This is a genomic window from Streptomyces himalayensis subsp. himalayensis (assembly GCF_013778455.1).
GTDB classification, from domain to species: domain Bacteria; phylum Actinomycetota; class Actinomycetes; order Streptomycetales; family Streptomycetaceae; genus Streptomyces; species Streptomyces himalayensis.
This window is the reverse complement of record NZ_JACEHE010000004.1, coordinates 87,903-108,517: the sequence shown is the minus strand read 5'-3', so window position 1 is coordinate 108,517 and position 20,615 is coordinate 87,903. Positions and strand designations below refer to the sequence as shown.

General features: G+C 70.5%; 14 protein-coding genes and 2 pseudogenes. 5 read left to right on the top strand and 11 right to left on the bottom strand.

From position 1 onward, the window contains the following. Nucleotides 1–135: 135 nt before the first annotated feature. Nucleotides 136–1,221 (top strand): WD40/YVTN/BNR-like repeat-containing protein, encoded by a 1,086-nt coding sequence (locus H1D24_RS08770; protein WP_181656846.1) that lies wholly within the window; start codon nt 136–138, stop codon nt 1,219–1,221. A gap of 318 nt (nt 1,222–1,539) precedes the next feature. Here H1D24_RS08770 and H1D24_RS08765 read toward each other — a convergent pair whose 3' ends face one another. Genes H1D24_RS08765 through ngcE form a run of 5 tightly spaced genes read right to left on the bottom strand, consistent with a single transcriptional unit; the run spans nt 1,540 to nt 6,597 of the window. Beyond that, nucleotides 1,540–2,343, bottom strand: a complete 804-nt coding sequence (locus H1D24_RS08765; protein ID WP_181656845.1) for a sugar phosphate isomerase/epimerase family protein — start codon at nt 2,341–2,343, stop codon at nt 1,540–1,542. A 29-nt stretch (nt 2,344–2,372) separates the two neighbouring features. Further along, the gene (locus H1D24_RS08760) at nt 2,373–3,332 is read right to left on the bottom strand and encodes a hydroxyacid dehydrogenase (protein WP_181657082.1); all 960 of its coding nucleotides are present in this window, start codon (nt 3,330–3,332) and stop codon (nt 2,373–2,375) included. 26 nt (nt 3,333–3,358) lie between these two features. Then, complete coding sequence (locus H1D24_RS08755) at nt 3,359–4,240, bottom strand: carbohydrate ABC transporter permease (protein ID WP_181656844.1); 882 nt, start codon at nt 4,238–4,240, stop codon at nt 3,359–3,361. Nucleotides 4,241–4,250: 10 nt separating this feature from the next. Beyond that, nucleotides 4,251–5,165, bottom strand: coding sequence for a carbohydrate ABC transporter permease (locus H1D24_RS08750; protein WP_181656843.1), 915 nt, complete (start codon nt 5,163–5,165; stop codon nt 4,251–4,253). Nucleotides 5,166–5,187: 22 nt separating this feature from the next. Then, nucleotides 5,188–6,597 (bottom strand): N-acetylglucosamine/diacetylchitobiose ABC transporter substrate-binding protein, encoded by a 1,410-nt coding sequence (gene ngcE / locus H1D24_RS08745; protein ID WP_181656842.1) that lies wholly within the window; start codon nt 6,595–6,597, stop codon nt 5,188–5,190. A gap of 258 nt (nt 6,598–6,855) precedes the next feature. Between ngcE and H1D24_RS08740 the strand changes: the two genes are divergently transcribed. Then, complete coding sequence (locus H1D24_RS08740) at nt 6,856–7,935, top strand: substrate-binding domain-containing protein (RefSeq protein ID WP_181656841.1); 1,080 nt, start codon at nt 6,856–6,858, stop codon at nt 7,933–7,935. A 51-nt stretch (nt 7,936–7,986) separates the two neighbouring features. Here H1D24_RS08740 and H1D24_RS08735 read toward each other — a convergent pair whose 3' ends face one another. From H1D24_RS08735 to H1D24_RS08720, 4 genes and pseudogenes are all read right to left on the bottom strand, one after another. Then, on the bottom strand, nt 7,987–9,726 hold the full coding sequence (locus H1D24_RS08735; RefSeq protein WP_181656840.1) for a DUF2264 domain-containing protein: 1,740 nt from the start codon (nt 9,724–9,726) through the stop codon (nt 7,987–7,989). A gap of 58 nt (nt 9,727–9,784) precedes the next feature. After that, nucleotides 9,785–12,688 (bottom strand): polysaccharide lyase family 8 super-sandwich domain-containing protein, encoded by a 2,904-nt coding sequence (locus H1D24_RS08730; protein ID WP_181656839.1) that lies wholly within the window; start codon nt 12,686–12,688, stop codon nt 9,785–9,787. 655 nt (nt 12,689–13,343) lie between these two features. Beyond that, a pseudogene (locus tag H1D24_RS08725) lies at nt 13,344–13,991 on the bottom strand (MerR family transcriptional regulator); the annotation flags it as partial. 308 nt (nt 13,992–14,299) lie between these two features. Continuing rightward, complete coding sequence (locus H1D24_RS08720; RefSeq protein ID WP_181656838.1) at nt 14,300–14,977, bottom strand: uracil-DNA glycosylase; 678 nt, start codon at nt 14,975–14,977, stop codon at nt 14,300–14,302. Nucleotides 14,978–15,280: 303 nt separating this feature from the next. On the opposite strand from H1D24_RS08720, the pseudogene H1D24_RS08715 reads away from it, so the two are divergent. From H1D24_RS08715 to H1D24_RS08705, 3 genes and pseudogenes are all read left to right on the top strand, one after another. Continuing rightward, a pseudogene (locus tag H1D24_RS08715) lies at nt 15,281–15,427 on the top strand (uracil-DNA glycosylase); the annotation flags it as partial. 11 nt (nt 15,428–15,438) lie between these two features. Continuing rightward, nucleotides 15,439–16,443 carry an N-acetylglucosamine kinase gene (locus H1D24_RS08710; RefSeq protein WP_181656837.1) on the top strand — a complete coding sequence of 335 codons (1,005 nt, stop codon included), beginning with the start codon at nt 15,439–15,441 and terminating at the stop codon, nt 16,441–16,443. A gap of 296 nt (nt 16,444–16,739) precedes the next feature. Further along, nucleotides 16,740–17,660, top strand: coding sequence for a sirohydrochlorin chelatase (locus tag H1D24_RS08705; RefSeq protein WP_181656836.1), 921 nt, complete (start codon nt 16,740–16,742; stop codon nt 17,658–17,660). A 100-nt stretch (nt 17,661–17,760) separates the two neighbouring features. Here the strand turns inward: H1D24_RS08705 and H1D24_RS08700 are convergent, their stop codons facing one another. Both H1D24_RS08700 and H1D24_RS08695 read right to left on the bottom strand, forming a co-directional pair. Continuing rightward, entirely contained in the window at nt 17,761–18,804 is a 1,044-nt protein-coding gene (locus tag H1D24_RS08700) for a lactonase family protein (protein WP_181656835.1), read from the bottom strand. A gap of 212 nt (nt 18,805–19,016) precedes the next feature. Next, nucleotides 19,017–20,525 (bottom strand): FUSC family protein, encoded by a 1,509-nt coding sequence (locus H1D24_RS08695; protein WP_181656834.1) that lies wholly within the window; start codon nt 20,523–20,525, stop codon nt 19,017–19,019. Between the last annotated feature and the right edge of the window lie 90 nt (nt 20,526–20,615).

The following is a 20,615-nucleotide window of genomic DNA, read 5'->3' as shown; positions in this document are numbered from 1 at the left end:
GCATGACGTGGTCCGGCGCGGCGCACCCAGCGTGCCGTTCTGACCTGCGGAAACAGCGCATGTGGGGGTGACTGTCAGTGGTGGGGTGCAGACTGACCCGTAGCTGAGACAACGACGTCCCGGAGGTGGTCTGCCATGACCGACGTACTTCTCACCGTAGGCACACGCAAGGGTCTCTTCATCGGGCGGCGGCGCGGTGGCGCCTGGCAGTTCGACGACAGTCCGTACTTCAACGCGCAGGCCGTCTACTCGGTCGCGATCGATACGCGCGGGCGGGTGCCGCGGCTGCTGGTCGGCGGGGACAGTGCGCACTGGGGCCCGTCCGTCTTCCACTCCGACGACCTGGGCGCGACCTGGACGGAGCCGACCCGGCCCGCCATCAAGTTCCCGCCGGACACGGACGCTTCGCTGGAGCGGGTGTGGCAGCTCCATCCGGCGGCCGCCGAGCCGGACGTGGTGTACGCGGGCACGGAACCGGCGGCGCTGTACCGGTCTGAGGACCGGGGCGAGACGTTCGAACTGATCAGGCCGCTGTGGGAGCACCCCACGCGGTCGAAGTGGGCGCCGGGCGGTGGTGGCGAGGGGCTGCACACCGTGGTCACCGATCCACGTGACGCGCGTGACGTGACCGTCGCGGTCTCCGCGGCCGGCGTCTTCCGCACCCAGGACGGCGGCGAGAGCTGGGCGCCGTCCAACTCGGGTGTCTCCGCAGTGTTCATGCCGGACCCGAACCCCGAGTTCGGCCAGTGCGTGCACAAGATCGCGCAGGACTCGGCCGACCCCGACCGTCTGTATTTGCAGAACCACTGGGGGGTGTACCGCAGCGACGACGCGGGCGCGCACTGGTCGGACATCGGCGAGGGCCTCCCGTCCACCTTCGGCTTCGCCGCAGTGGCCCATCCGCACCGCGCGGACACGGCGTATGTCTTCCCGATCAACGCCGACTCAGACCGTGTGCCCGCCGGCCGCCGCTGTCGTGTCTACCGCACAGCCGACGCCGGCAAGACCTGGGAGCCGTTGTCCGCCGGCCTCCCCGAGGGCGACCACTACGGCACGGTGCTCCGGGACGCCATGTGCACGGACGGCGCGAAACCGGGGGGCATCTACTTCGGCAATCGCAACGGGGAGGTGTACGCATCCGCCGACGACGGCGACAGCTGGCGGCAGTTGGCCTCACATCTGCCGGATGTGCTGTGCGTACGGGCAGCGGTCATCGGGTGATCGCTCGTGCGGGTATGACGGGGTCGCACTCGTGGGCAGGGAATGGGGCCGGGGAGGGGTGAGGCTGACGGGGATTGGGCGGACGATCGGTCGCGGGGGCTCGAAGAACGTGCCTGTGGCCCAGGGCCCTGCGTGCTGGCGATGGCTCTGGAACTCTGGAACCCGTAGCCGAACGGATCGCCGCGAGCGGCGACTTTCTGCCCGCGGAAATCGTCGCGGGCGCACCCGTCTGCCGGCCGGAGCGAATGTGCTGCGCCTTCCAGCAACCCTTCGACACACCTGACCTACCACGAGCCGCGGCCGCGGTAGCGGAAGAAATCAAGAACCTGGATCGGCGGGCAGGACCGTCATCAGCTTCCGTAGGTGACGGAGTGCGTCAAGGAGTGGTGGGCCGCCGCGGTGCCAGCGGGTCTCCAGTTCCAGGGAGAGTTGTCCGTGGTAGCCGATGGTGTGGAGGGCGGTGAGGATTTCTGCCAGCGGCACCGCGCCCTCGCCTGGCAGGACCGGGGTCCGGTCGTGCCGTCCCGGAACGTCCTTGAGCTGGACGAGCCGGAGCCAGGGACGAAGGAGCGCGGCCGACTCGTCGGGGTTCTCTCCGGCGAGCCAGGTGTGCAGTACGTCCCAGATCGCGCCGACCGAGGGATGGTCCACCTGCTTCAGCACACGGGCGACGTCACGGGCGCCCCGGTGGGAGTCGTGTGTTTCCAGCAGGAGGAGGACCGGGCTGGTCTGGGCAGCCGCGCGGAGCCGCCGTATCGCGCGGTCGTCGGCCGCGGGCCCCGGCTCGGCCGCCCCGGGGAAGACGCGTACGGCGGCGGCGCCCAGGTCCTGGGCCAGGGCGCAGTGCTCGCGCAGATCGGCGAGGCATGCCTCGTCGGAGATCGTGCCGTCGGCCACCCGGACGTAGGAGGCGATGCTGATCAGCTGTATGTCGGCGTCGTGGAACTCGTTGGCGATCCTGCGGCGTTCGGCCGGGCCGAGCGCGACGGAGAAGGGCTCCTCGTCGGCTGCCCGCAGTTCGACGGCCCGGCAGCCGCTCTGGTCCGCGATGCGGATGATGTCCTGCGCGCTCGCCCCGGGGCAGCCCAGTGTGCTGAAGCCGAGGGTGGCTGTGTCGGGCAAGAAGGGCCTCCTGGAGTCATGGAGCAGGGTCAGGCGATCCGGGCGAGGTCGTCGGCGTGGACGGCACCTGCGAGTGGCTGCCCGGCGAGGAACCGTTCGACCTCGGAGACGGCGAACTCGCCCAGTCGGCGCAGCTCGCGGCCATGAGCCCCTGCCACGTGAGGGGTGAGCAGGACGTTGGGCAGCGAGCGCAGCGGGTGGGCGGTGGGCAGCGGCTCGGGGTCGGTGACGTCGAGGACGGCATCGATCCTCCCGGCGACGCATTCCTTGGTCAGGGCGTCGGTGTCGACGAGGCTGCCGCGCGAGGTGTTGATGAGGACTGCGCCGTCGCGGAGCAGGGCGAGCCTGCGGCCGTCGAACATGTGACGTGTCTCGGGCAGTTCGGGCGCGTGCATCGAGACGATGTCGCCGGCCGACACCAGGGTGTCGAGATCGACGAGTCGCGCTCCCAGGGACCGGGCCTCCTCCTGCGTCACGTAAGGGTCGGTGAGCAGGACGTTCACGCCCAGCGGCAGCAGCCTCTCGATGACCAGGCGGCCGATGCGGGAGGCGCCCACAATGCCCACGGTGGCGCCGTGGAGGCCGATCCCGTCGGGGCTGTGCTCGTCGAGTTCGGTGTGCGGGTCGCGGGCGAGGGCGAACACGCGCTTGGCGGCCAGGATCATGGCGGCGATGGTGTAGTCGGCCACCGGGCCGGCGTTGGCGGCGACGGCGGAGGAGACGGCGATCCCGCGCTCGAACACCGCCGGGGCGAGGTGGTGTTTGACGGTGCCCGCGGCGTGGATGACGGCGCGCAGCCTCGGCGCGCGGTCCAGGACCTCGGCGTCGATGAGCGGGCACCGCCAGCCGGTGATGAGGATCTCCACCTTGGCGAGCCGCGCGAGCGACTCATCGGTGTCGAACCGGGTCAGCGGTTCGGCAGAGTCCAGCCGGACCCGGCGGCCGAGACGGTCCACCAGGTCGGGCGGGAAGATGCCGGGCAGGAACATGGGGGCCAACGCGATGGCGGCGGTCGTCACTTGAGTGCCCCCGCGGTGAGGCCGGACTGGATCTGGCGGTGGAACAGGACGTAGACGATGAGCAACGGGATGATCGAGATGCTCAGGGCCGCGAACAGCCCGCCCCAGTCGGCCTGGTAGCCGGCCTCGACGGAGATGTTGCTGATGCCCTGGGTCAGGACGAACTTGTCCTCGGCGTCGCCTGGCAGCAGCGCCAGCGGCAGGAGGTACTGGTTGGCCTGGCCGATGACGTTGAAGATGGTCAGGCTGACCAGGCCGGGCTTGGCCATCGGCAGCATGATCTGGAAGAAGATCCGGACATGCGAGCAGCCGTCGATGAGCGCGGCCTCGGCCACTCCGGTGGGCAGCGTCTTGAAGAACGCGGTCAGGAAGAAGACGGTGAACGGCAGCGAGTAGGCCGCGTAGGCCAGGACCAGCCCGGTGTGCGTGCCGAGCAGCCCGAGGTTGCGCACCACGAAGAAGAGCGGCACCAGGGCGAGGAACATGGGGAAGGTCATGCCGGCGACGAACAGGTAGTACACCGCGCGGTTGCCGGGGAAGGTGTAGCGCGCCAGCACGTAGGCGGCCATGGAGCCGAGCAGCATGGTCAGCGTGACCCCGCCGGTGACCACGATCACCGTGTTGAGCAGGTAGCGGCCCACGTGCGCGGTCTGCCATGCGCGGACCCAGTTGTCGAGGCGGAGCTCGCCCGGGAGTGACAGCGGTGAACCGAAGATCTCGGTGTTGTTCTTAAAGGACCCCAGGAAGACGAACACCAGCGGCACGATGACGATCAGTGCCCAGAAGGCGAGGCCCACGTGGGCGAGCCGCATGTAGACCGAGACCTGCTTGCGCGCGGCCCGCTCGGGGAGCGCGGCGCGGGGCCGGACTTCGCTCATCGATACCACGTCAGAACTCCGTCTCTTCACGGTTGCTGGTGAAACGCATGGTCACCATGGCGAAGGTCATCACGATGAAGAACAGCACCACCCCGAGAGCGGAGGCGTAGCCGAAGTTGTAGTTGGTGAAGGCGCTCTTCCAGACCTGCATGCCGAGCACGGTGGTGGCTCCGTCGGGGCCGCCCTCGTCGACCGAGAGCACCTTGATCAGCACGAAGTAGTCCAGGACGCCGATGCCCAGGTAGATCCAGCCGGTCTGCACATGGTTGCGCAGCAGCGGGAGTGTGACGCTGAAGAACGTCCTGGCCCGGCCGGCGCCGTCGATCGCGGCGGCCTCGTACAGCTCCTTGGGGATGGCGGCCATGCCGGCCGAGAAGAGCACCAGGTAGAAGCCGACGTGGGACCAGACCATGACCGCGATGATCGACCACAGCGCCAGGTCGGGGTCGGTGAGGAAGCCGACCGGGGCGATCCCGGCCTTGCCGAGGAGGCCGTTGAGCAGGCCGCCCTCGTCGGGCCGGTAGACCAGCTGGAACAGCACGCCGAGGACGGCGATGGACAGGACCTGGGGGAAGAAGAAGACGATCTTGTAGATGGTCGAGCCGCGCAGCCCGCGTGTCGCGTTGCCCGTGCTGCCGCCCGCGACGTTGAGGAGGAAGGCGAACAGCAGCGCGATCGCGATGGTGAGCAGGGGCACGGTGAGCAGCAGCTGCCCGTGGTTCCTGAGCGCCTTCCAGAACATCTCGTCCTGGAACACCCGGGCGAAGTTGTCCAGCCCGACGAGTCGGACCTCGGGTGACAAGCCCCGCCAGTCGGTCATGGATATGTAGAAGGCCTGCAGGTACGGCCCGATCACGAAGACCAGGTAGAGCACCACCGGTGGGATCAAGAACCCGATGACGAACGGATACTTACCGTGCCGCATGATCAACGCGCTCCGTTCAGGTTCAGCGAGAGAACTTCTTGATGGACGAGTCGGCCTTGACCGCCGCGGCCTTCTTCTCCATCCGGTCGGCGAACTCGGCCGCGGTGGTGTCCTCGAAAAGCAGCGCGAGGGTTGCGGAGATGAGCTCCTCCTTCATCGGCGCGTACCACTCGGTGAGCCGGACGTTGAAGACGTCCTTCCCGGCGGCCGCCAGCGCGTCGGCGGCGCTCTTGGTGCCCGGCGTCAGCGTGAGGCCCTCGTAGCTGTCCTTGACGACGGTGAGCGCGCCCGTCTGCTTGGTGAAGCCGGACGCACCCGCCTTGGAGACCATCTGGCGCAGGTACTCCATGCCCGCGCCGGGGTTCTTCGCCTTGGCCGGGACGCCGAACGGCTCTCCCGCGGTGGCGCGGACGGCCGCCCCCGGCAGGGCGTCGGAGGAGGTCAGGCTCGGCACCGGCATCATGGCGAAGGTGAAGCCGGACGGGGTGTCCTTCTTCATCTCGCTCTCCAGCCAGCTGCCGGAGGGATAGAAGGCGAGCTTGCCCTGGACCTGGCGCAGCTGGGCCTCGGTGTGCATGAGCCCGGCGTACCGGGCATCGACGTACTTCTGGGCGAACTCCTTCCATGCGGTGAGCGTCTCTATGACGGCGTCCTCCTTCCAGGCGCCGTCCTCCAGGTTGTCGATGTTCTCGAGGACGTCCAGCCCGCCGGCCTTCCCGGCCTGGGTGAGGATGGCGAACGAGGCGTAGTCCGCAGCGTTCTTGCCGCCGAGGCCGAAGGGGTCCATGCCGGCCTTCTTGATCTCGCCGGCCAGCTCGGTGAAGGCCTCCCAGGTGGCGGGGACCTGCCAGCCGTTCTTCTGGAACAGCTGGGCGTCGTACCAGAGGCCGTAGACGGTCTGCACATACATCAGCCGGTAGAACTTGCCGTCGACGGTGCCTGCCTCGATCGCGCCGGGGGCCAGGACGTCGCGGACCTTCGTGTCCGGGTCGTCCACCGTGGGGGCGTCCAGCAGCGGGGTCAGGTCGGTCAGCGCTTCGGACTGGATCAGCGCGCCGAGGTCGAGCTTCTGGAGGGTGCTGACATCGGGCACGTCGCCGCCGACGAAGCGCGGTTGGAGCGTCTCGACGATGTTCGGGGTGCTGGAGTGCTTGATCGAGAGCTTGGGGAAGGCCTTCTGCAGCAGGGGCTGGTGCACCTTGGTGGCGTAGGCGTCGCCGTACCCGCCCTTGAAGATCACGGCCTCGAGGTTGCCGCTGTTGGCGACACCGAACGGGTTGGCCTTGCTGGTCGCTCCCTTCGGCGCGGCGGTTCCGGTGGAGGAGTCGCCAGGGCTGGCGCAGGCGCCCAGGACGCCGGCGGAGGAGACGGCAAGGGTGGAGGTCCCCGCCCAGCGGAGCAGTTGGCGCCGGGAAATCTGGGAGCGAGACATGGTTCTCCTTGATCAGAGACGTGGGGAACGAGTGATCCGCGAGCATCTGGGAGGCAGGTCACGGCTTCCGTGGATTGTGGGGGCCGGTCCAGAGCACCGGCAAGGGCCAATCCGAACATCGAACATGAACGAACATCAAGTGTTCATGGCCCATTCTGACCAGGCGTTATTTGTTTGATGCGGCAGCTAGACGGGCTGTCATGTGTGCGATCTGGTCGGTAAGGTGCGTACGAATGAACATCCGACGGGGGGTCGAACATGCACGCTGCCCAGAGGCAGGACGCCATCCTTCAGCTCCTGCGCAGGTACGGCTCTGTCCGGGTGACCGCGCTGGCCGAGCGGTTCAAAGTCGCTCAGCTCACCATCCGCCGGGACATCGCCCTGCTGCACGAACGCGGCGATCTCGTGCGCGTGCACGGGGGCGCGGTCCTGCCCCGGCCCGGCGACGACGCGCCCGCCGGGGCCGCCGAGCCCGCCGCGCCCAGGCCCGGCAAGCAGCGAGCCATCGGGATGCTGGTCCCGGCGGCGACCCTCTACTTCCACGAGCTGATCCGGGGCGCCCAGGCGGCCGCCGCTGCCCACCATGTCAGGCTCGTCGTGGGGGTCTCCCGCCACGATCAGCAGGAGGATCTGATCCAGGCCGAGAGGCTGCTGGACGCCGGGGCCGAAGGGCTGCTGCTGACGCCCAGCGCCGCCGCGCCCGTACCGGCGTGGGCGCCGACGCTGCCCGTGCCGGTGGTGTTCGTGGAACGCCGCCAGCCGGTGGACGTCGATTTAATCGAGTACGTGGCATCCGATCACGAGTTGGGTGCGGTCCAGGCCCTCCGGCACCTGGCGGAGCTGGGCCACCGCAAGATCGCGGTCATCACGCAGACCACGCCGACCTCGGCCCTGATCCATCGCGGATATCAGATGGTCGCGGACGCCATCGGGCTCGACAAGGACGTCCCGCGGGTCGACATGTTCAGCATGGACGGGCTCGACGACGTGCTGGAGGAGGCGCTGTCAGCCGGGGTGACCGCGGTCCTCGCCCATTCGGACGACGTCGCGATCGCCGTGCAGCAGCGGCTGCTCAGCCGCGGCCTGGCAGTACCCGACGACGTCGCCCTTGTCGCCTACGACGACGTGTTCGCCGCGCTCGCCGACATCCCCATCACCGCCGTGTCCCCGCCGCGACGGGCCATCGCGCGCACCGGGGTGGAGATGCTGCTCCGGCGCATGCGCGCGGGGGACGGCCCGATCAAGCGCCATGTCCACCTCATGCCCACCCTGCGCGTCAGGACCTCCACCATGGGCGAGCGGGCGCCTCTTCCCGCTCCTGAGCGGGAAGAGGCGTGAGGCCGAGCGAAAGGGCGAGGCCGAGCGGAAAGGGGCGTGAGACGTCGCCCGTCAGCCGCGGGTGACCGAGACCCGGCAGCGCAGGATGTGCTCGCCCGGCTCCAGCGTCCCGCGGAGCGTGGGCAGGACGGTGCGTGGATGCACCAGGTGAGAGCCCGCCATCGGCGTCATGGCCTCGCCGGCGCGCCTGCGGCCGCCCGGTGAGTGGCAGACGATGTCGCTGGAGATCCCGTCGGCCGCGGCACTCGCGAACCCCTTTTCCTCGACGGTTCCGGAAGGTGTGCGGCCACACGCGCGCAGCGGGACGCAGAAACCGCCCTCGACCGTGTGCAGCGGGCGGGCGGTGGTGATGCGGTGCTCGCGCAGGTGCCCGCCGACGTCCGGGGTCAGGCGGGTCTCCACGGCCACGTCCGGCCAGGGGCTCCAGCGCACGATCAGCATCTCGCCCTCGAGGACGGCCTCCCCGTCGGTCCGGGTCCGCCATCGCGTGCCGTCGTCGGACAGCGCCAGGGTGCTGTCGAAGGCCCCCTGGTGCAGGCTCGCCGTGTCGAGGGGGACGCTGAAACCGGCCAGGGAGGAATAGGCGAACTTGGCGTACTTGGCCGCCGCGCCACGTGGGTTGAAGGCGGGCGGACGCTGCCCGGCCAGCGCGACGACATCGCCGTGCGCGTCCCGGGTGAGGACCATCGCCGCGGCCGGCTGGGCACTGATGGTCTCTGTCGGCGCCGGGCCGGAGGGCTCGCAGGTCCAGAAGGAATGGCCGGCGGGCGCGGCGAGCGCGGCGAAAACCTTGGTGCCCCAGTACGGCGAGCCGGCGCCGATGTATTCCTCGACGACTGCCGCGTTCGGATAGCCGTAACCCGGGGTCAGCGAGCCGTCCTCGGCGGCGAGCGGCTGCCGCCACCACCAGGCCAGGTTGCGTTCCGCCAGTCCCCGCGCCACCGGCCAGTCCACAGCAGGCAGATCGGCCGCGGCGAGCGCGGACCAGAACGAGCCCTGGGCGAAGCGGTAGGCGAGGCTGCGGCCGAAGGGCACCGCAGCGCCGTCCGCGGCGAACCAGTGCTGGAACTGCGCCGCGAACTCGGAGGCGCGGCTGCGGTACAGCGCGGCCCTGTCGTCGTCCATGGCCTTCAGCGAGGCGAGCAGCAGGCTGTAGAAGTGGAAGCCGAACGGTACGTAGTAGTCGCGTGCACCGTGGTCGCCGTCGGCGTACCAGCCGTCGGCGAGGGCGAAGTCCTCGATCCTGTCCAGGTGCGCGTCCGCGACCGCCTCGTCGACGGGAACGCCCACGGCCCGCAGCCCGGCCGCGGCCAGCACGGGGAAGAAGCGCCAGTTGTTCTCGTGCGGGCGGGTCAGCGCGGCCGCCGACAGCCAGTCGGCCAGGCGCTCTTGCTGCCCGGCGCTCAGCGGATCCCACAAGTGCTGCGGGGCCTCCGCCAGGGCGTAGCCGACCGCGGCGGATTCGACCAGGCGCTGCTCCAGGTCCATCGGTGGGCCGATGTACCAGGCATGGTCCGGATCGACCGCGGCGGCCAGAGCTGTACGCGCCTGGTCCCACTGGGTTTCCGCGCCGGTCAGCCCGCCGGCGGCGTGGGCGGCCAGGCCCCACAGCGGGCGGGCGACCAGCTCGAACCAGGTGGCGCCCGGGTCGTTGGTGCTGCCGTGCACCGGCTGGCGTCCGGGGCCGAGCGCTGCCAGCCGGGTGGCCGGGGCGGCGATCGCGACCAGGGCGTCGGCCCAGGCGACCCGGCTGGTCGGAGCGGGACCGTGCAGTTGGAGCAGAGTCGGCATGATTCCTTGGCTTGTCAGTCGGTGATTCGGTCGGTGATGAGGTGGAGGAACGCGCGATTCAGTCGGCGATGAGGTGGAGGAACGGCTGGTTGGCGGCGTTCTCCCGGCTGTTGAGCAGGACCACGAGCCCGGCGGCCTGCTGCGCGAGGGCAATGGTGGCGGTGCCGTCGCCGGAGTACTGGCTCCGCACATGCGCGGTGACGTCGAGAGGCACCCAGTCGTTGACGGAGCCGATCGGGCGGGAGGACAGGACTGTGCCGAGGGCCGGCTGGCTGTTCCAGGTCAGGCCGGTCTCGGTCCAGCTGTCGTTACTGGCGGAGTACGCGCTGACCGTCGACTGGGTGCCGCCGTTGTCGGCGGTCCTGCCGTACACCCAGAGCACGGCGCGGCGCGGCGCGGCGGGCAGGCCGGACACGTCGAACTTCAGGAACGAGCGCCGGGCGTATCCGGCCGTGGTGTTCTTGACGACCAGCGTGGTGTCCGTCCCGTAGTTGGTCGCCGCGTAGGAGCCGTCGCGGACGTACGCGTCGGCTGTCGGTGCGAGAGACCGCGAGCGCCCGGCCGTGACCGCCGAACCCGTGCCGAAGGTGATGGTCCGGGACGCGCCCTGGCTGCCGCCCACCTCGACCACCAGGGTGATGGGGTCAAGCCCCGTCACCTGGACCTCGGCGTCGCCGCTCGCCGTGACGTAACCGGAGCGGTCGATCGTCACGGTGACCGTGGTGGCGGCGCGGGTGGGGTCGGCGACGGTGACGCCGAGCGTGCCGCCGCTCTCGCGCATCAGCACCGAGCAGGGCTTGGAGACCGTGATCGGACCTGCCGTGCCCGCGGTGAAGAAGTTGGCGGCGGTCACCGCGGTGGCGCTGTCGGTGATGGCCTGCACGTTCGCGGTGTTGGCCAGGACCCTCACCGTCGGGCTCGCGGCGCGCGTGGCGGTCGTCGTGGAGGTGGCACCGGGCAGGAGGATGTAGGCGTACGAGCCGCTGCCCGGGTCGGTCCCGTGGTCGAACCAGAGAGTGACGTAGGGACGGGTCAGCGAGGTGGTGGAGGCGTCGGTGTTGATGTCGTGCCACGACCCGGTGCGGGATTCCCGGAGTGCCTTGAACGTGGCGCCGCCGGGGAACACGTAGCCGCCGAAGCCCTTGAGCGCCGCCCATGAGGCGCCGGTGAACGTGGCCGCCCAGCCCAGCGTGGTCGGCTGGGCGGTCCCGTCGACGGTGAAGGCGGCCGAACTGGTGCTGCCGAGGTTGCGGTTGTCGATCGTGGTCTCCACCGCGTACCCGTCGCTGGAGGTGATCCCGGCGCCCAGGCAGACGACCTGGTCGTCCAGGCAGAACCAGGACTTCTTGGCCGCCAGCGTCGAGGTGAGTCCCCTGGTGTCCTGGCCGACGGCGGAGTACGTGCCGTCGGTGGCGCCGCCCACCCACACGGCGCCGGTGGGCACCGGTCTGCCGAAGGAACCGCCCTCAGCGTCGGCCAGCGGCTTGCGCGACACGGTCGTCCCCGGAAGCCGGTACGGGTCGACCGTCGGCCAGAAGGCGTCGGAGTACTGCCCGTTGCCGAAGGAGTCTCCCCACCAGTACGTCATCCCGGAGTTGGTGTGCCAGCCGCGCAGGTTCTCGCCGTTACCCGTCTCGTAGAACGTGGTCCTGGCCGAGCACATCGCCACGGCCAGCGCCCATCCCGCCCTGCGGTGGGTGGCCCGGTCCATGGCGCCGAAGACCTGGCTGACCACCGGCTCGGCCGCGGGAGTGATCGAGGTGTCGTCGAGCACCGCCTGCCCCCGGGCCAGCGCCGGGACCTGCAACGACCTGTCGGAGAGGTAGGGGCTCCAGTAGTCGCGCTGCAGCCAGCCCTTGGCCATCGCCTTCCACTTGGCTGCCTCCTCGGCCGACGCTGCCTCGGCCAGCAACAGCAGGCCGCTGATCATGGCGTGTCCGCGGGTGTGGTCGTCCTGCTGGATGCCGAGCGGGTTGCCGGCGCTCTTGATCCCGCGGCTGATGGCACGGCCGGACTGGCCGTCCATCATGAGTCCGTTGAACAGGAAGGGCGCGGTCGCGGCGATGGCCGCGTCGAAGAGGACCTGCCGACCCGTATCGGTGACCGCCCATGTGGAGCCGGTGAGCAACACCAGCAGCCCGGCCAGCCCGTTGACCAGGATCTGGCCGTAGGTACCGACGTAGGGAACGATGTGGTGCTGGAGGAACGAGCCGTCGGCGTAGAAACCGTCGTCGTCGCGCACCAGGGGGAACACCGGCGACAGCGCGCCCCGCCCGGTCGTGATCTTCGCCGAGCTCTTGCCGAGGATGCCGCGCAGTATGAGCACCTGGCACAGATCGACCCGGTTGCCGCCGGTGCTGGAGCCGCTGTAGGAGGCCACCGCCGAGTCGGGAACGAAGTGATCGACAGCTGACAGACAACCGCTGATCTGACTGCTCGACAGCGACCCGTACACCAGCGCCATGGTGTCCAACAGCGGCTTCGGCGCGCCGATCTGCCAGTCCCACCAGTTGTCGTACGTCGTCGTCGTGGGTGTGTAGGCACCTGCGTTCATCCAGTCCAGGCCGCTGACGATGTCGGCGAGCAGGCCGGTGTCGCCGGTCAGGCCGGTGCCGGGCAGCGCCCATGCCTGCGCCATCGTCCTCAGCCTGGTGAAGCACGAGGTCACGTTGGAGCTGTCGTACGCGCTGCCGATCGGCAACTCCGGCCACAGCGACGAGGATGCCGGGGCCATGGACGACTGCAGAGTCGAGGCCGTGGCGCCGATCTGGGCGAACTGCCCGGCGAACGGCTCGGCCGAGGCGTCGTAGCCCGAACCGATGATGGTCTTGCTGACCCAGCGCTCGCGCAGCACGTCGTATTCGTCGGCGGCGTAGGCCGGGCGGGAGACTGAGGTGACGCCGAGGCCGACGCCGGTGAGCGCGGCGATGCGGAGCAGCCGCCGACGGCTGATCTGGGACATTGCGGCTCCAAAGTTGGTGAAACTGACGAAGGTTGAAGCCGTCCCAGGGCCAGCACGGTGGCATGGGTCACCGCTGTTCGGCAAGGGCGACCGAACAACTTGTTTGTTCGGGTGTTCGTTTGTGTGCGATCGGCTGTTCCGGTCTTGACCGCTCCCGCACGCCGGCCGGACCATCTGATCCCTGGCCGTCCCGCCGGACCACCTCCTGAAGCATCGCCAACCTCCTGCCGAGGCATCCGCAGATCTGGCGATCTTGGCTGCGGTGTTCGCGATCGCCGCGTGCGTCGCCCTGCGATTCTGTCTGCCCGGCCCCGGCCCCGAGCCGGCCACGGAACCTGGCTCCGACGGCCGGGAAGAGCGGCAGACAGAGCGTGCGGCAGCAGGTCTGCGCACCGTTTACGTGCTGGCCGCACTCGTCCTCATCGCCACGGCTGGCGTCCATGACCGAGGACCGCCGCTGCTGGGAGACGACACGGATGGCCGCGCTCCGCCCGCGTATCCAGCAGCTCGTGGACGCGCACATCGGCGCGATGCTCGCCGATCCGCGGCCGGCCGGCCCCGGACTGTCGCTCGGTCGGTCACCGGCTGCGAGTGCGGCTGACCGAGTCGGAGCCGGGGGTGTCACCGGTCCGGTTCGTACCCGCGGACGGGCCGCGGGGATGCTGTCGACGATGGCCCGGGCTGTCTCCTCCACCCGTGGGTCGTCCTCGGCGGCCTCGGCCAGCTCGTCCAGCTGGGCGTAGACCTCGTAGGCGCGCTCCATGGCCTCCGGATCGGCGCTGAGGCTGTGCATCATGGCGTCGAGCCAGCCGCGGTCGCCGCCTGGGGAGCCGGTCTCCAGAAGGGCGAGCAGCTCCCGCTCCTTGGCCGCCATCGCCGGCTCCGGCCCGGGCAACCGCGCCGAGGCGCGAGCCATGTGGTCGAAGACGGCTGTGAGCTCGGGGGAGACGGGGGCCTCGGCGGGCAGCCGCCCGGTCTGCTCTGCCTGCTCGAGCAGCCGGCCCAGGCGGGCGCGGCGCTGCCGGATGGCCTCCTCCTGGCGGGCCAGGTCGGCGTCCAACTCGGCGAGGATCTCGACGAGATCCTTGCCCGCGTCGTCCGCCAGTACGTCCTTCACCTCGTCCAGGCTCAGGCCGAGCTCGGTCAGCCGACGGATCCGGGCCAGCTCGACGGCATCGCGCAGCGAGTACTCGCGGTACCCGTTGGGCTGGCGCGGCGGCTCGGGCAGCAACCCGATGCGGTGGTAGTGCCGCACGGCACGGGTGGTGACGCCGGCGATGCCGGCGAGCTCTCCGATTCGCATGGCATCAGTAGAAAGGTTGTCGCTGCGACAAGGTCAAGCGGCACGGTTCACGGCGGACGGCGTCGGCCGTACCGACGCGGTCACCAGTCGGCTAACGGGCACCCGCGCGAAGCGTGAGCCGCATCAACTCACTCTTCCGAGTCGTGTTCCGACGGTCGTACAAGGGCTCCACGACTTGTGTGGGATGCCGTTGGCCTGTGTTCGCTTCCGTAGTCCGTGAAACCTCACGGGTGTGAGCCCTGCGGGTCAGCCCGAGACGGGTGCTTCGCCTTCGCCGCACCAGTCCCGGACTGTCAGGCGGATGAGGCTTACGGCAGGCGCCAGTCCACCGGTTGGGCACCCTGGCGCACCAGAAGGTCATTAGCACGGCTGAAGGGCCGTGAACCGAAGAAACCGCGGTCCGCCGACATCGGTGAAGGATGGGCGGACTCGATCGCCGGGAAGTCGTCGAGGAATGGCCGCAGATTACGGGCGTCACGCCCCCACAACACGGACACCAGCGGCTTGCCGCGCGCAACCAGAGCACGAATGGCCTGCTCGGTCACCTCCTCCCAACCCTTGCCGCGATGGGCCCCGGGCTTGCGAGGTTCTGTGGTCAGCGCCCTGTTGAGCAACAGCACGCCTTGTCGGGTCCACGGGGTCAGATCACCGTTGGAGGGACGGGGAAGCCCGAGGTCCGTCTGCAGCTCCCGGTAGATGTTCTCCAGACTGCCCGGCAACTGGCGTACGTCGGGTGCGACCGCGAAGCTGTGCCCGATGGCCATGCCTGGAGTCGGATAGGGATCCTGACCCACTATCAGGACCCGCACCTCGTCAAAGGGCTGCTGGAAAGCGCGCAGGACATGTGCCCCAGCCGGAAGATAGGTGCGGCCGGCTGCGATCTCCGCACGCAGAAAGTCACCCATCTCGGCGATCCGCTCGGCCACAGGACGCAACGCATCCGCCCAACCGGGCTCCACAAGTTCATTCAACGGTCGTGCTGCCACAGCGCGTCACTCTACTGGTGCGCGAAGTGCGCTCCCGAATCCGCCGACGCGTCACGGCGCTCGTCCGCTGCCCTCACGCCGACCCGCGTCACGTCGCGCGCGGAGTCCGCGACGCGTGTACGCAACCTGCCCAACGGTCCCACGCGGCCCGGGGATAGGCTCCGCTCGTCAGTCCTCTTCTTCCTGGAGCCGGGCCATGAGGTCGCGTAAGCGTTCGTCGGACAGCAGTGGTGCCCGGTGCTTCCAGTGATCAAGCCATTCGGCGTCCGTCATCGATACAGGTCAGGCCCCTCGAACGAGAGGCTGCTCGGCGATCTGCCGTCGGTGGAGTCCGCGCACCCCTCCCCCATGTCCACGGGCCGCGGCTTCTTCGGCTCGCGCCCCTTCAGCCGGGCGAAAGAACTGCTGGCGCGACAGGGCGCACAGCCGGTGGACTGGCGGCTGCCGTGACGGAGGCCGGGGTGCCGCCGGCGGTTAAGAGGGCCCGGCCGCCGTCTGCCGTGCTGGGCGTCGACTCGGGCGGCTCCGGGTTCCGGGCCGCCCTCGCGGTAGGTACCGGTACCGGCGCGGTCGCCCCTTCGGGCAGCGAGTCGGCGGCACCGGTTCGCACGGGCCCCGGTGGCATCGACCCGGACCATCTGCTGGAGCAGCTGGTCCCCATGGCCAGGAAACTGATGCGGGAGGCCGGTGTCGAGGGCATCGGGACCGTGACCATCGGCGCCGCCGGAATGGCGACCCTCGGTGCCCGGCTGCGCGCCGAGCTGCCCGCAGCGCTGGCCCGCGAACTCGGGGTACGCCGCCTCGCGCTCGCCGCCGACGCCGTCACCGCGTACGCCGGGGCCCTGGGCCGGCAGCCCGGCGCGATCGTGGCCGCCGGCACCGGCATGATCGCGCTCGGCACGGACCTCAAGAGCTGGCTTCGGGCCGACGGTTGGGGACATCTGCTCGGCGACTGCGGCGGCGGAGCGTGGATCGGACGGGCAGGCCTCGAGGCGGCCATGCGCGCCCACGACGGGCGACGCGGTGGCTCACCCGCCCTGCTGGCGCATGCCGAGAAGCTCTTCGGCCCCGCGGCCGAGCTCCCCGGGCAGCTTTATCCGCGCACCGACCGGCCCGCGGTACTCGCGTCGTTCGCTCCGGAAGTCGCCGCGTGTGCGGCCGACGACGCGGTGGCGGCGGGCATCCTGCGGGACGCGGCACGCCATATCGCCGAGGCCGCTGCCGCTGTCTGCCCGAAATTCGTTGAGAGCGAAGTCGCCCTGACCGGAGGCCTGTTCAAGATGGGTGAACCCCTGCTCGCCCCCGTGCGCACACTACTCGCTCAGTTGGTTCCGCAAGCGCGCCAGGTGCCTGCCGCGGGCGACCCGCTGCACGGCGCCGTACGCGTGGCCGTCGACCTCGCCCTGGACCAGCTGACCCTGCCCCGCGACGAGCACCTGCTGCGCGTCGTAAGGCTCGATGGCTGAGCGGTGTGAGAGTCGATGGCTGAGCAGTGTGGGCCTCGATGGCTGAGCAGTGTGGGGCTCGACGGTGAGCGATCGTGTCTGGAGGCCCCAGCGAAAGCCAGGCGAAAATGAGCCGTTGATGCCTTGATACGCACCAATAGAGCACTACACGCACATGAATCCGTACATGCTCCCTCCGCGCGGCGGTGCCCTTGCAACCGATTCGGACGTGACCCGTAAGACAAATCAGGACGGATACCGCTCACCTGCACCCTCCCCGAACAGGGGAGCCCAAGAAGCCAGTAGCATGCGGCGCCATGAGCTCCCCCACTGGGCCCGCATCCGGCCTGCCTGTACGAATGCCGCGTCCCCGCCAGCCCGGGCGGCACCGCCGCCCTGAGCCCGTGGCGGCTCCCGAGGGCGCGCCCGCGCTCGTCCTGGCCGTGCCCGGCACGCCCAGCGCAGCCGCGCGCAGCATCGCCGAAGAGGTCGTGAGCATCGCCCGCTCCGAGCTTCCGGGCCTGGACGCGCGGATCGGATACGTGGACGGGGACGACGCCGAGTACCCCGCGCTCCAGTCGGTGCTCGCACGCGCTGCCCAGGAGCGCACCGCCCGCTACGAGCAGGCCGTCGCCGCCGGTGCCGACGTGGCTGCGCCCGAGGGCCCGGCGGCGGTCGTCGTACCGCTGCTCGCCGGCCCCGACAGCGCGCTGCTGCGGAGCATCCGCCAGGCCGTGATGGAAAGCCGTGCCGCCGCGGAGCTGACCGATGTGCTCGGCCCGCACCCGCTGCTCGCGGAGGCGCTGCACGTGCGCCTGTCCGAGGCCGGTCTGGCCCGTGCCGACCGTGCCCGCCTGTTCACCGTGGCGACCGCCGCGGACGGCATCATCCTCGCCTCCGTCGGCGGCACCGAGGCCGTGCAGGCGGCCGGGATCACCGGCATGCTGCTGGCCGCGCGCCTCGCGGTGCCGGTGATGGCCGCGGCCCTGGACGAGGAGGGCTCGATCGCGGCTACCGCAGAGCAGCTGCGCTCCTCGGGCTCGGCCCAACTGGCGCTCGCGCCGTATCTGATCGGCCCGGAGATCGACCCTGGCCTGCTCGACGCGGCAGCCAAGGAAGCGGGTTGCGCGGCCGCGGAGGCGCTGGGTGCGTACCCGGCGATCGGCAAGCTGGCGCTCTCCAAGTACACGACGGCGCTGGGCATCGCCCCGCAGCCGACGGGTGCGCCGGTGCGCTGACCGTACGCGCAGAAGGCCCGCTCCCGGTGCCGGGGAGCGGGCCTTCGCCGTGCTGGGGAGCGGGCCTTCGCCGTGCGGCGACTGCCGCCCGCCGCGTCTTTCAGCCGAACACCACGCACGAAGCCGCAGGCGCTTCGATCGAGCCGGCGCGTCGCGGCAGCCCCGTCTCGGGGTCGAGGCGGAACCAGGTCACGTCACCGGAGCGCTCGTTCGCGGCGTACAGGTATCGTCCCGACGGGTCGAGGGCCAGGTCCCGGGGCCAGTGTCCGCCGCACGGCACGATGGTGAGCAGCCTCGGACGTTCGCCCGTTCCGTCGAGGGCGAGCACGGAGATGACGTCCTCGCCGCGGGTGGCGGTCCAGGCGAACCGGCCGTCGGGAGCGACGACGATCTCCGAGGGATAGGCGTCGCCGTCGGGTGCACCGGGCAGCACATGCGTCTCGCCGAGCGGTTGCACCAGGCCTTCCTCTGCGTCCCAGCGGCACGCGGTCACGGTCGGCGCCAGCTCGTTCAGCACGTACAGCAGATCGCCGCGCGGGTGGAAGGCGAGGTGACGCGGCCCGGACCCGGGCCTGAGGGCCACCTCGCGCCAGAGGCTCAGTTCCCCTTCGCCATCGAGGGAGCAGATGCGCACGGAGTCGGTGCCGAGGTCCACGCTGACCGCCCATCGGCCGGTCGGATCCGGCATCACCTGGTGGGCGTGCGGCGCCTGCTGGCGCTGCGGGTGCGGGCCCGAGCCCTCGTGCCGCAGCAGGCTGGACGCGGCGGCGGCGAGGGTGCCGTCAGCCTTCACGGGCACGGCGGTGACGCTGCCCGAGCCGTAGTTGGCGGTCAGCACATGCCCTGCGTGCACGGTGAGATGTGTGGGACCGTCGCCCTTCACCGGCACCGGGGAACCCGTCAGCTCGGGCCTGTCCCCGGCGACTTGACAGGCGGCCACCGAGCCGTCGGCCGTCTCGCTGACCACGTAGAGCACGGCCCCGTCCGGCGAGAGCGCGAGATACGAGGGATCGGCGACCTCGTCGGTGGCGCCCAGCTCCGTCAGCGCACCCGTGTCGTGGTCGACGGCCGCGGCGATGACTCCCCTGCCCCCTGCTGCGGTGAACGATCCGATGTACGCCCGTCGGGCCCGCCTTCCGCCCATTGCCACTGCGTTCCCCTCTCACTGCCGGTGCTGCTGGCCTCACCGCGCCCCTGCCGGTGCCGTTTGGCGCCGACGGTAGCAGTCGGCAGCCATCGGTCTAGACCAAGCGCCACCGAAAGCGCACGGGTACCCACGCACGCACGCCGCCGGATGGCGCAGCCGCCGGCGAGGTGTCATCCCGTCGGCCCACGAGCAGCTCGCGCGCGGCCGGTTCAGGCCCCGACGAGCGGCGACCGCGGTGAGCTGCGCAGCGGTCCGGCCAGCGCGGCCAGTGCCCGCTCCAGGCCGTGCAGATGGACGAGCGCGGGTTCGCCTGCAGGATGCCGCGCACCGAAGGCGTCGGCAGCCGCGACGTCGAGCGCCGAGCCCGGAGTGGTGAGTGCCTCCACGGCGGCCTCCACACGCAGGCAGGCAGCGGCGAGGCGGGCATCGTGCGAAGCCTCCGGGTCGGCGGCCACGGAGGCCAGCCCGCGGACCTCGCGGGCGCAGTCGTCGAGCAGCGCCAGCACCTGCCGGGCCCGGGTCTTACGGGCAGGCATCGGGCTCAGCGGGTGCACCAGCGGCGAGACCGAGAGGCGCACCCTGGCGAGCACCAGCTCCAGTTCGGCGACGCGCCCGGCCGGGTCGGCGGTGTCCGAGCCCGCAAGGCGCGCTGCGGACTCGGCGGTGCACTCGTGTACGGACCGCAGGGCGCGCTGGATCCACGCGTCGGTCGTGGCGTGGGTGGTGACGGGCAGTACGAGGAGTACGGCCAGCGCCGCGCCGAGCGCCCCGACTCCCGTCTCCGCGAGACGCAGTGCGAGCAGGCCCGGCTCCAGTACCCCCAGAAGCCCGTAGAGCAGCTCGACCAGCACCGTCACCGCGAGCATCATCCAGGTGTACGAGACCGCGGCCGTGTAGAAGATGCCGAAGACGGCGACCGCGGCGAGGACCGCCGTGGGAACGGCCGCTCCCTGCAACGGCACCGCGACGAGCAGGCCGAGACCGATACCGATCACGGTACCGAGAACCCGGCGAAAGCCCCGGACCAGCGTCTCGCCACGGGATGCGGTGTTGACGAAGACCCACCATGTCGCGCCCACCGCCCAGTACCAGCGCTGATCGGACAGCAGCTCGCCCATCATGAGGGCGAAGGCGGAGCCGGCGGTGGCCTGAAGGGCCTGGCGGGTCGTCGGCCGTGCGAGACCCGTACCGGTCGGCGGAGCCGGAACAACGGCCGGGGGCAGCCGCCGCTCGTAGCACCACAGGCCGAAACGGACGGCCGAGGAGGCGAGCAGGGACAGCGTGACCGCGGCATACAGCTCCGGCAGCTGGCCCGGCACCGTGTGCAGGAATTGGGTCACGAAGAAGGCCATGAACGCGAACACGCCGAGACTGTGACCCCGCGGCCCCCAGCGCCGCGCGTACACCCCCACACCAACCACGGTGAGGAAGGCCAGGTCTCGCGCCACCGGATGATCGTGCAGCCCCGCCGCCAGGGCGAGTACGGGAAGGCCGACCACGGGCAACAGCGCGGTCGTGACCGCCTGGCCGCGCACCGTCGCGTCGGTCACCGTGAAGAGAGCGAGAAGCGCGGCGAGCCCACCCGTGATGGACGCGGCAAGGGAGTGACCGGCGAGGCCGCAGAGGGCGACCGCCAACCCGATGCCGGCGACGGCCCGGGTGGCGCTGCGCAGCCGCAGCCGCCCCGGGTCCGGAGCCACGAACACCCTCTTCAGCACTCTTCCCGCCCCTCACTGCGTACCGGCATGAAAAAGGCGCTGCGGGGTCCGCAGCGCCATCGACGGGTACATCACAGCATCCTTGCGCCT

What these genes read in the sequence shown, in the direction of transcription:
- H1D24_RS08770 (WP_181656846.1), top strand. Translation starts at nt 136, where the DNA reads ATGACCGACGTACTTCTCACCGTAGGCACACGCAAGGGTCTCTTCATC.
- H1D24_RS08760 (WP_181657082.1), bottom strand. Translation starts at nt 3,332, where the DNA reads ATGTTCCTGCCCGGCATCTTCCCGCCCGACCTGGTGGACCGTCTCGGC.
- H1D24_RS08755 (WP_181656844.1), bottom strand. Translation starts at nt 4,240, where the DNA reads ATGAGCGAAGTCCGGCCCCGCGCCGCGCTCCCCGAGCGGGCCGCGCGC.
- H1D24_RS08750 (WP_181656843.1), bottom strand. Translation starts at nt 5,165, where the DNA reads ATGCGGCACGGTAAGTATCCGTTCGTCATCGGGTTCTTGATCCCACCG.
- ngcE (WP_181656842.1), bottom strand. Translation starts at nt 6,597, where the DNA reads ATGTCTCGCTCCCAGATTTCCCGGCGCCAACTGCTCCGCTGGGCGGGG.
- H1D24_RS08740 (WP_181656841.1), top strand. Translation starts at nt 6,856, where the DNA reads ATGCACGCTGCCCAGAGGCAGGACGCCATCCTTCAGCTCCTGCGCAGG.
- H1D24_RS08735 (WP_181656840.1), bottom strand. Translation starts at nt 9,726, where the DNA reads ATGCCGACTCTGCTCCAACTGCACGGTCCCGCTCCGACCAGCCGGGTC.
- H1D24_RS08730 (WP_181656839.1), bottom strand. Translation starts at nt 12,688, where the DNA reads ATGTCCCAGATCAGCCGTCGGCGGCTGCTCCGCATCGCCGCGCTCACC.
- H1D24_RS08705 (WP_181656836.1), top strand. Translation starts at nt 16,740, where the DNA reads ATGAGCTCCCCCACTGGGCCCGCATCCGGCCTGCCTGTACGAATGCCG.
- H1D24_RS08700 (WP_181656835.1), bottom strand. Translation starts at nt 18,804, where the DNA reads ATGGGCGGAAGGCGGGCCCGACGGGCGTACATCGGATCGTTCACCGCA.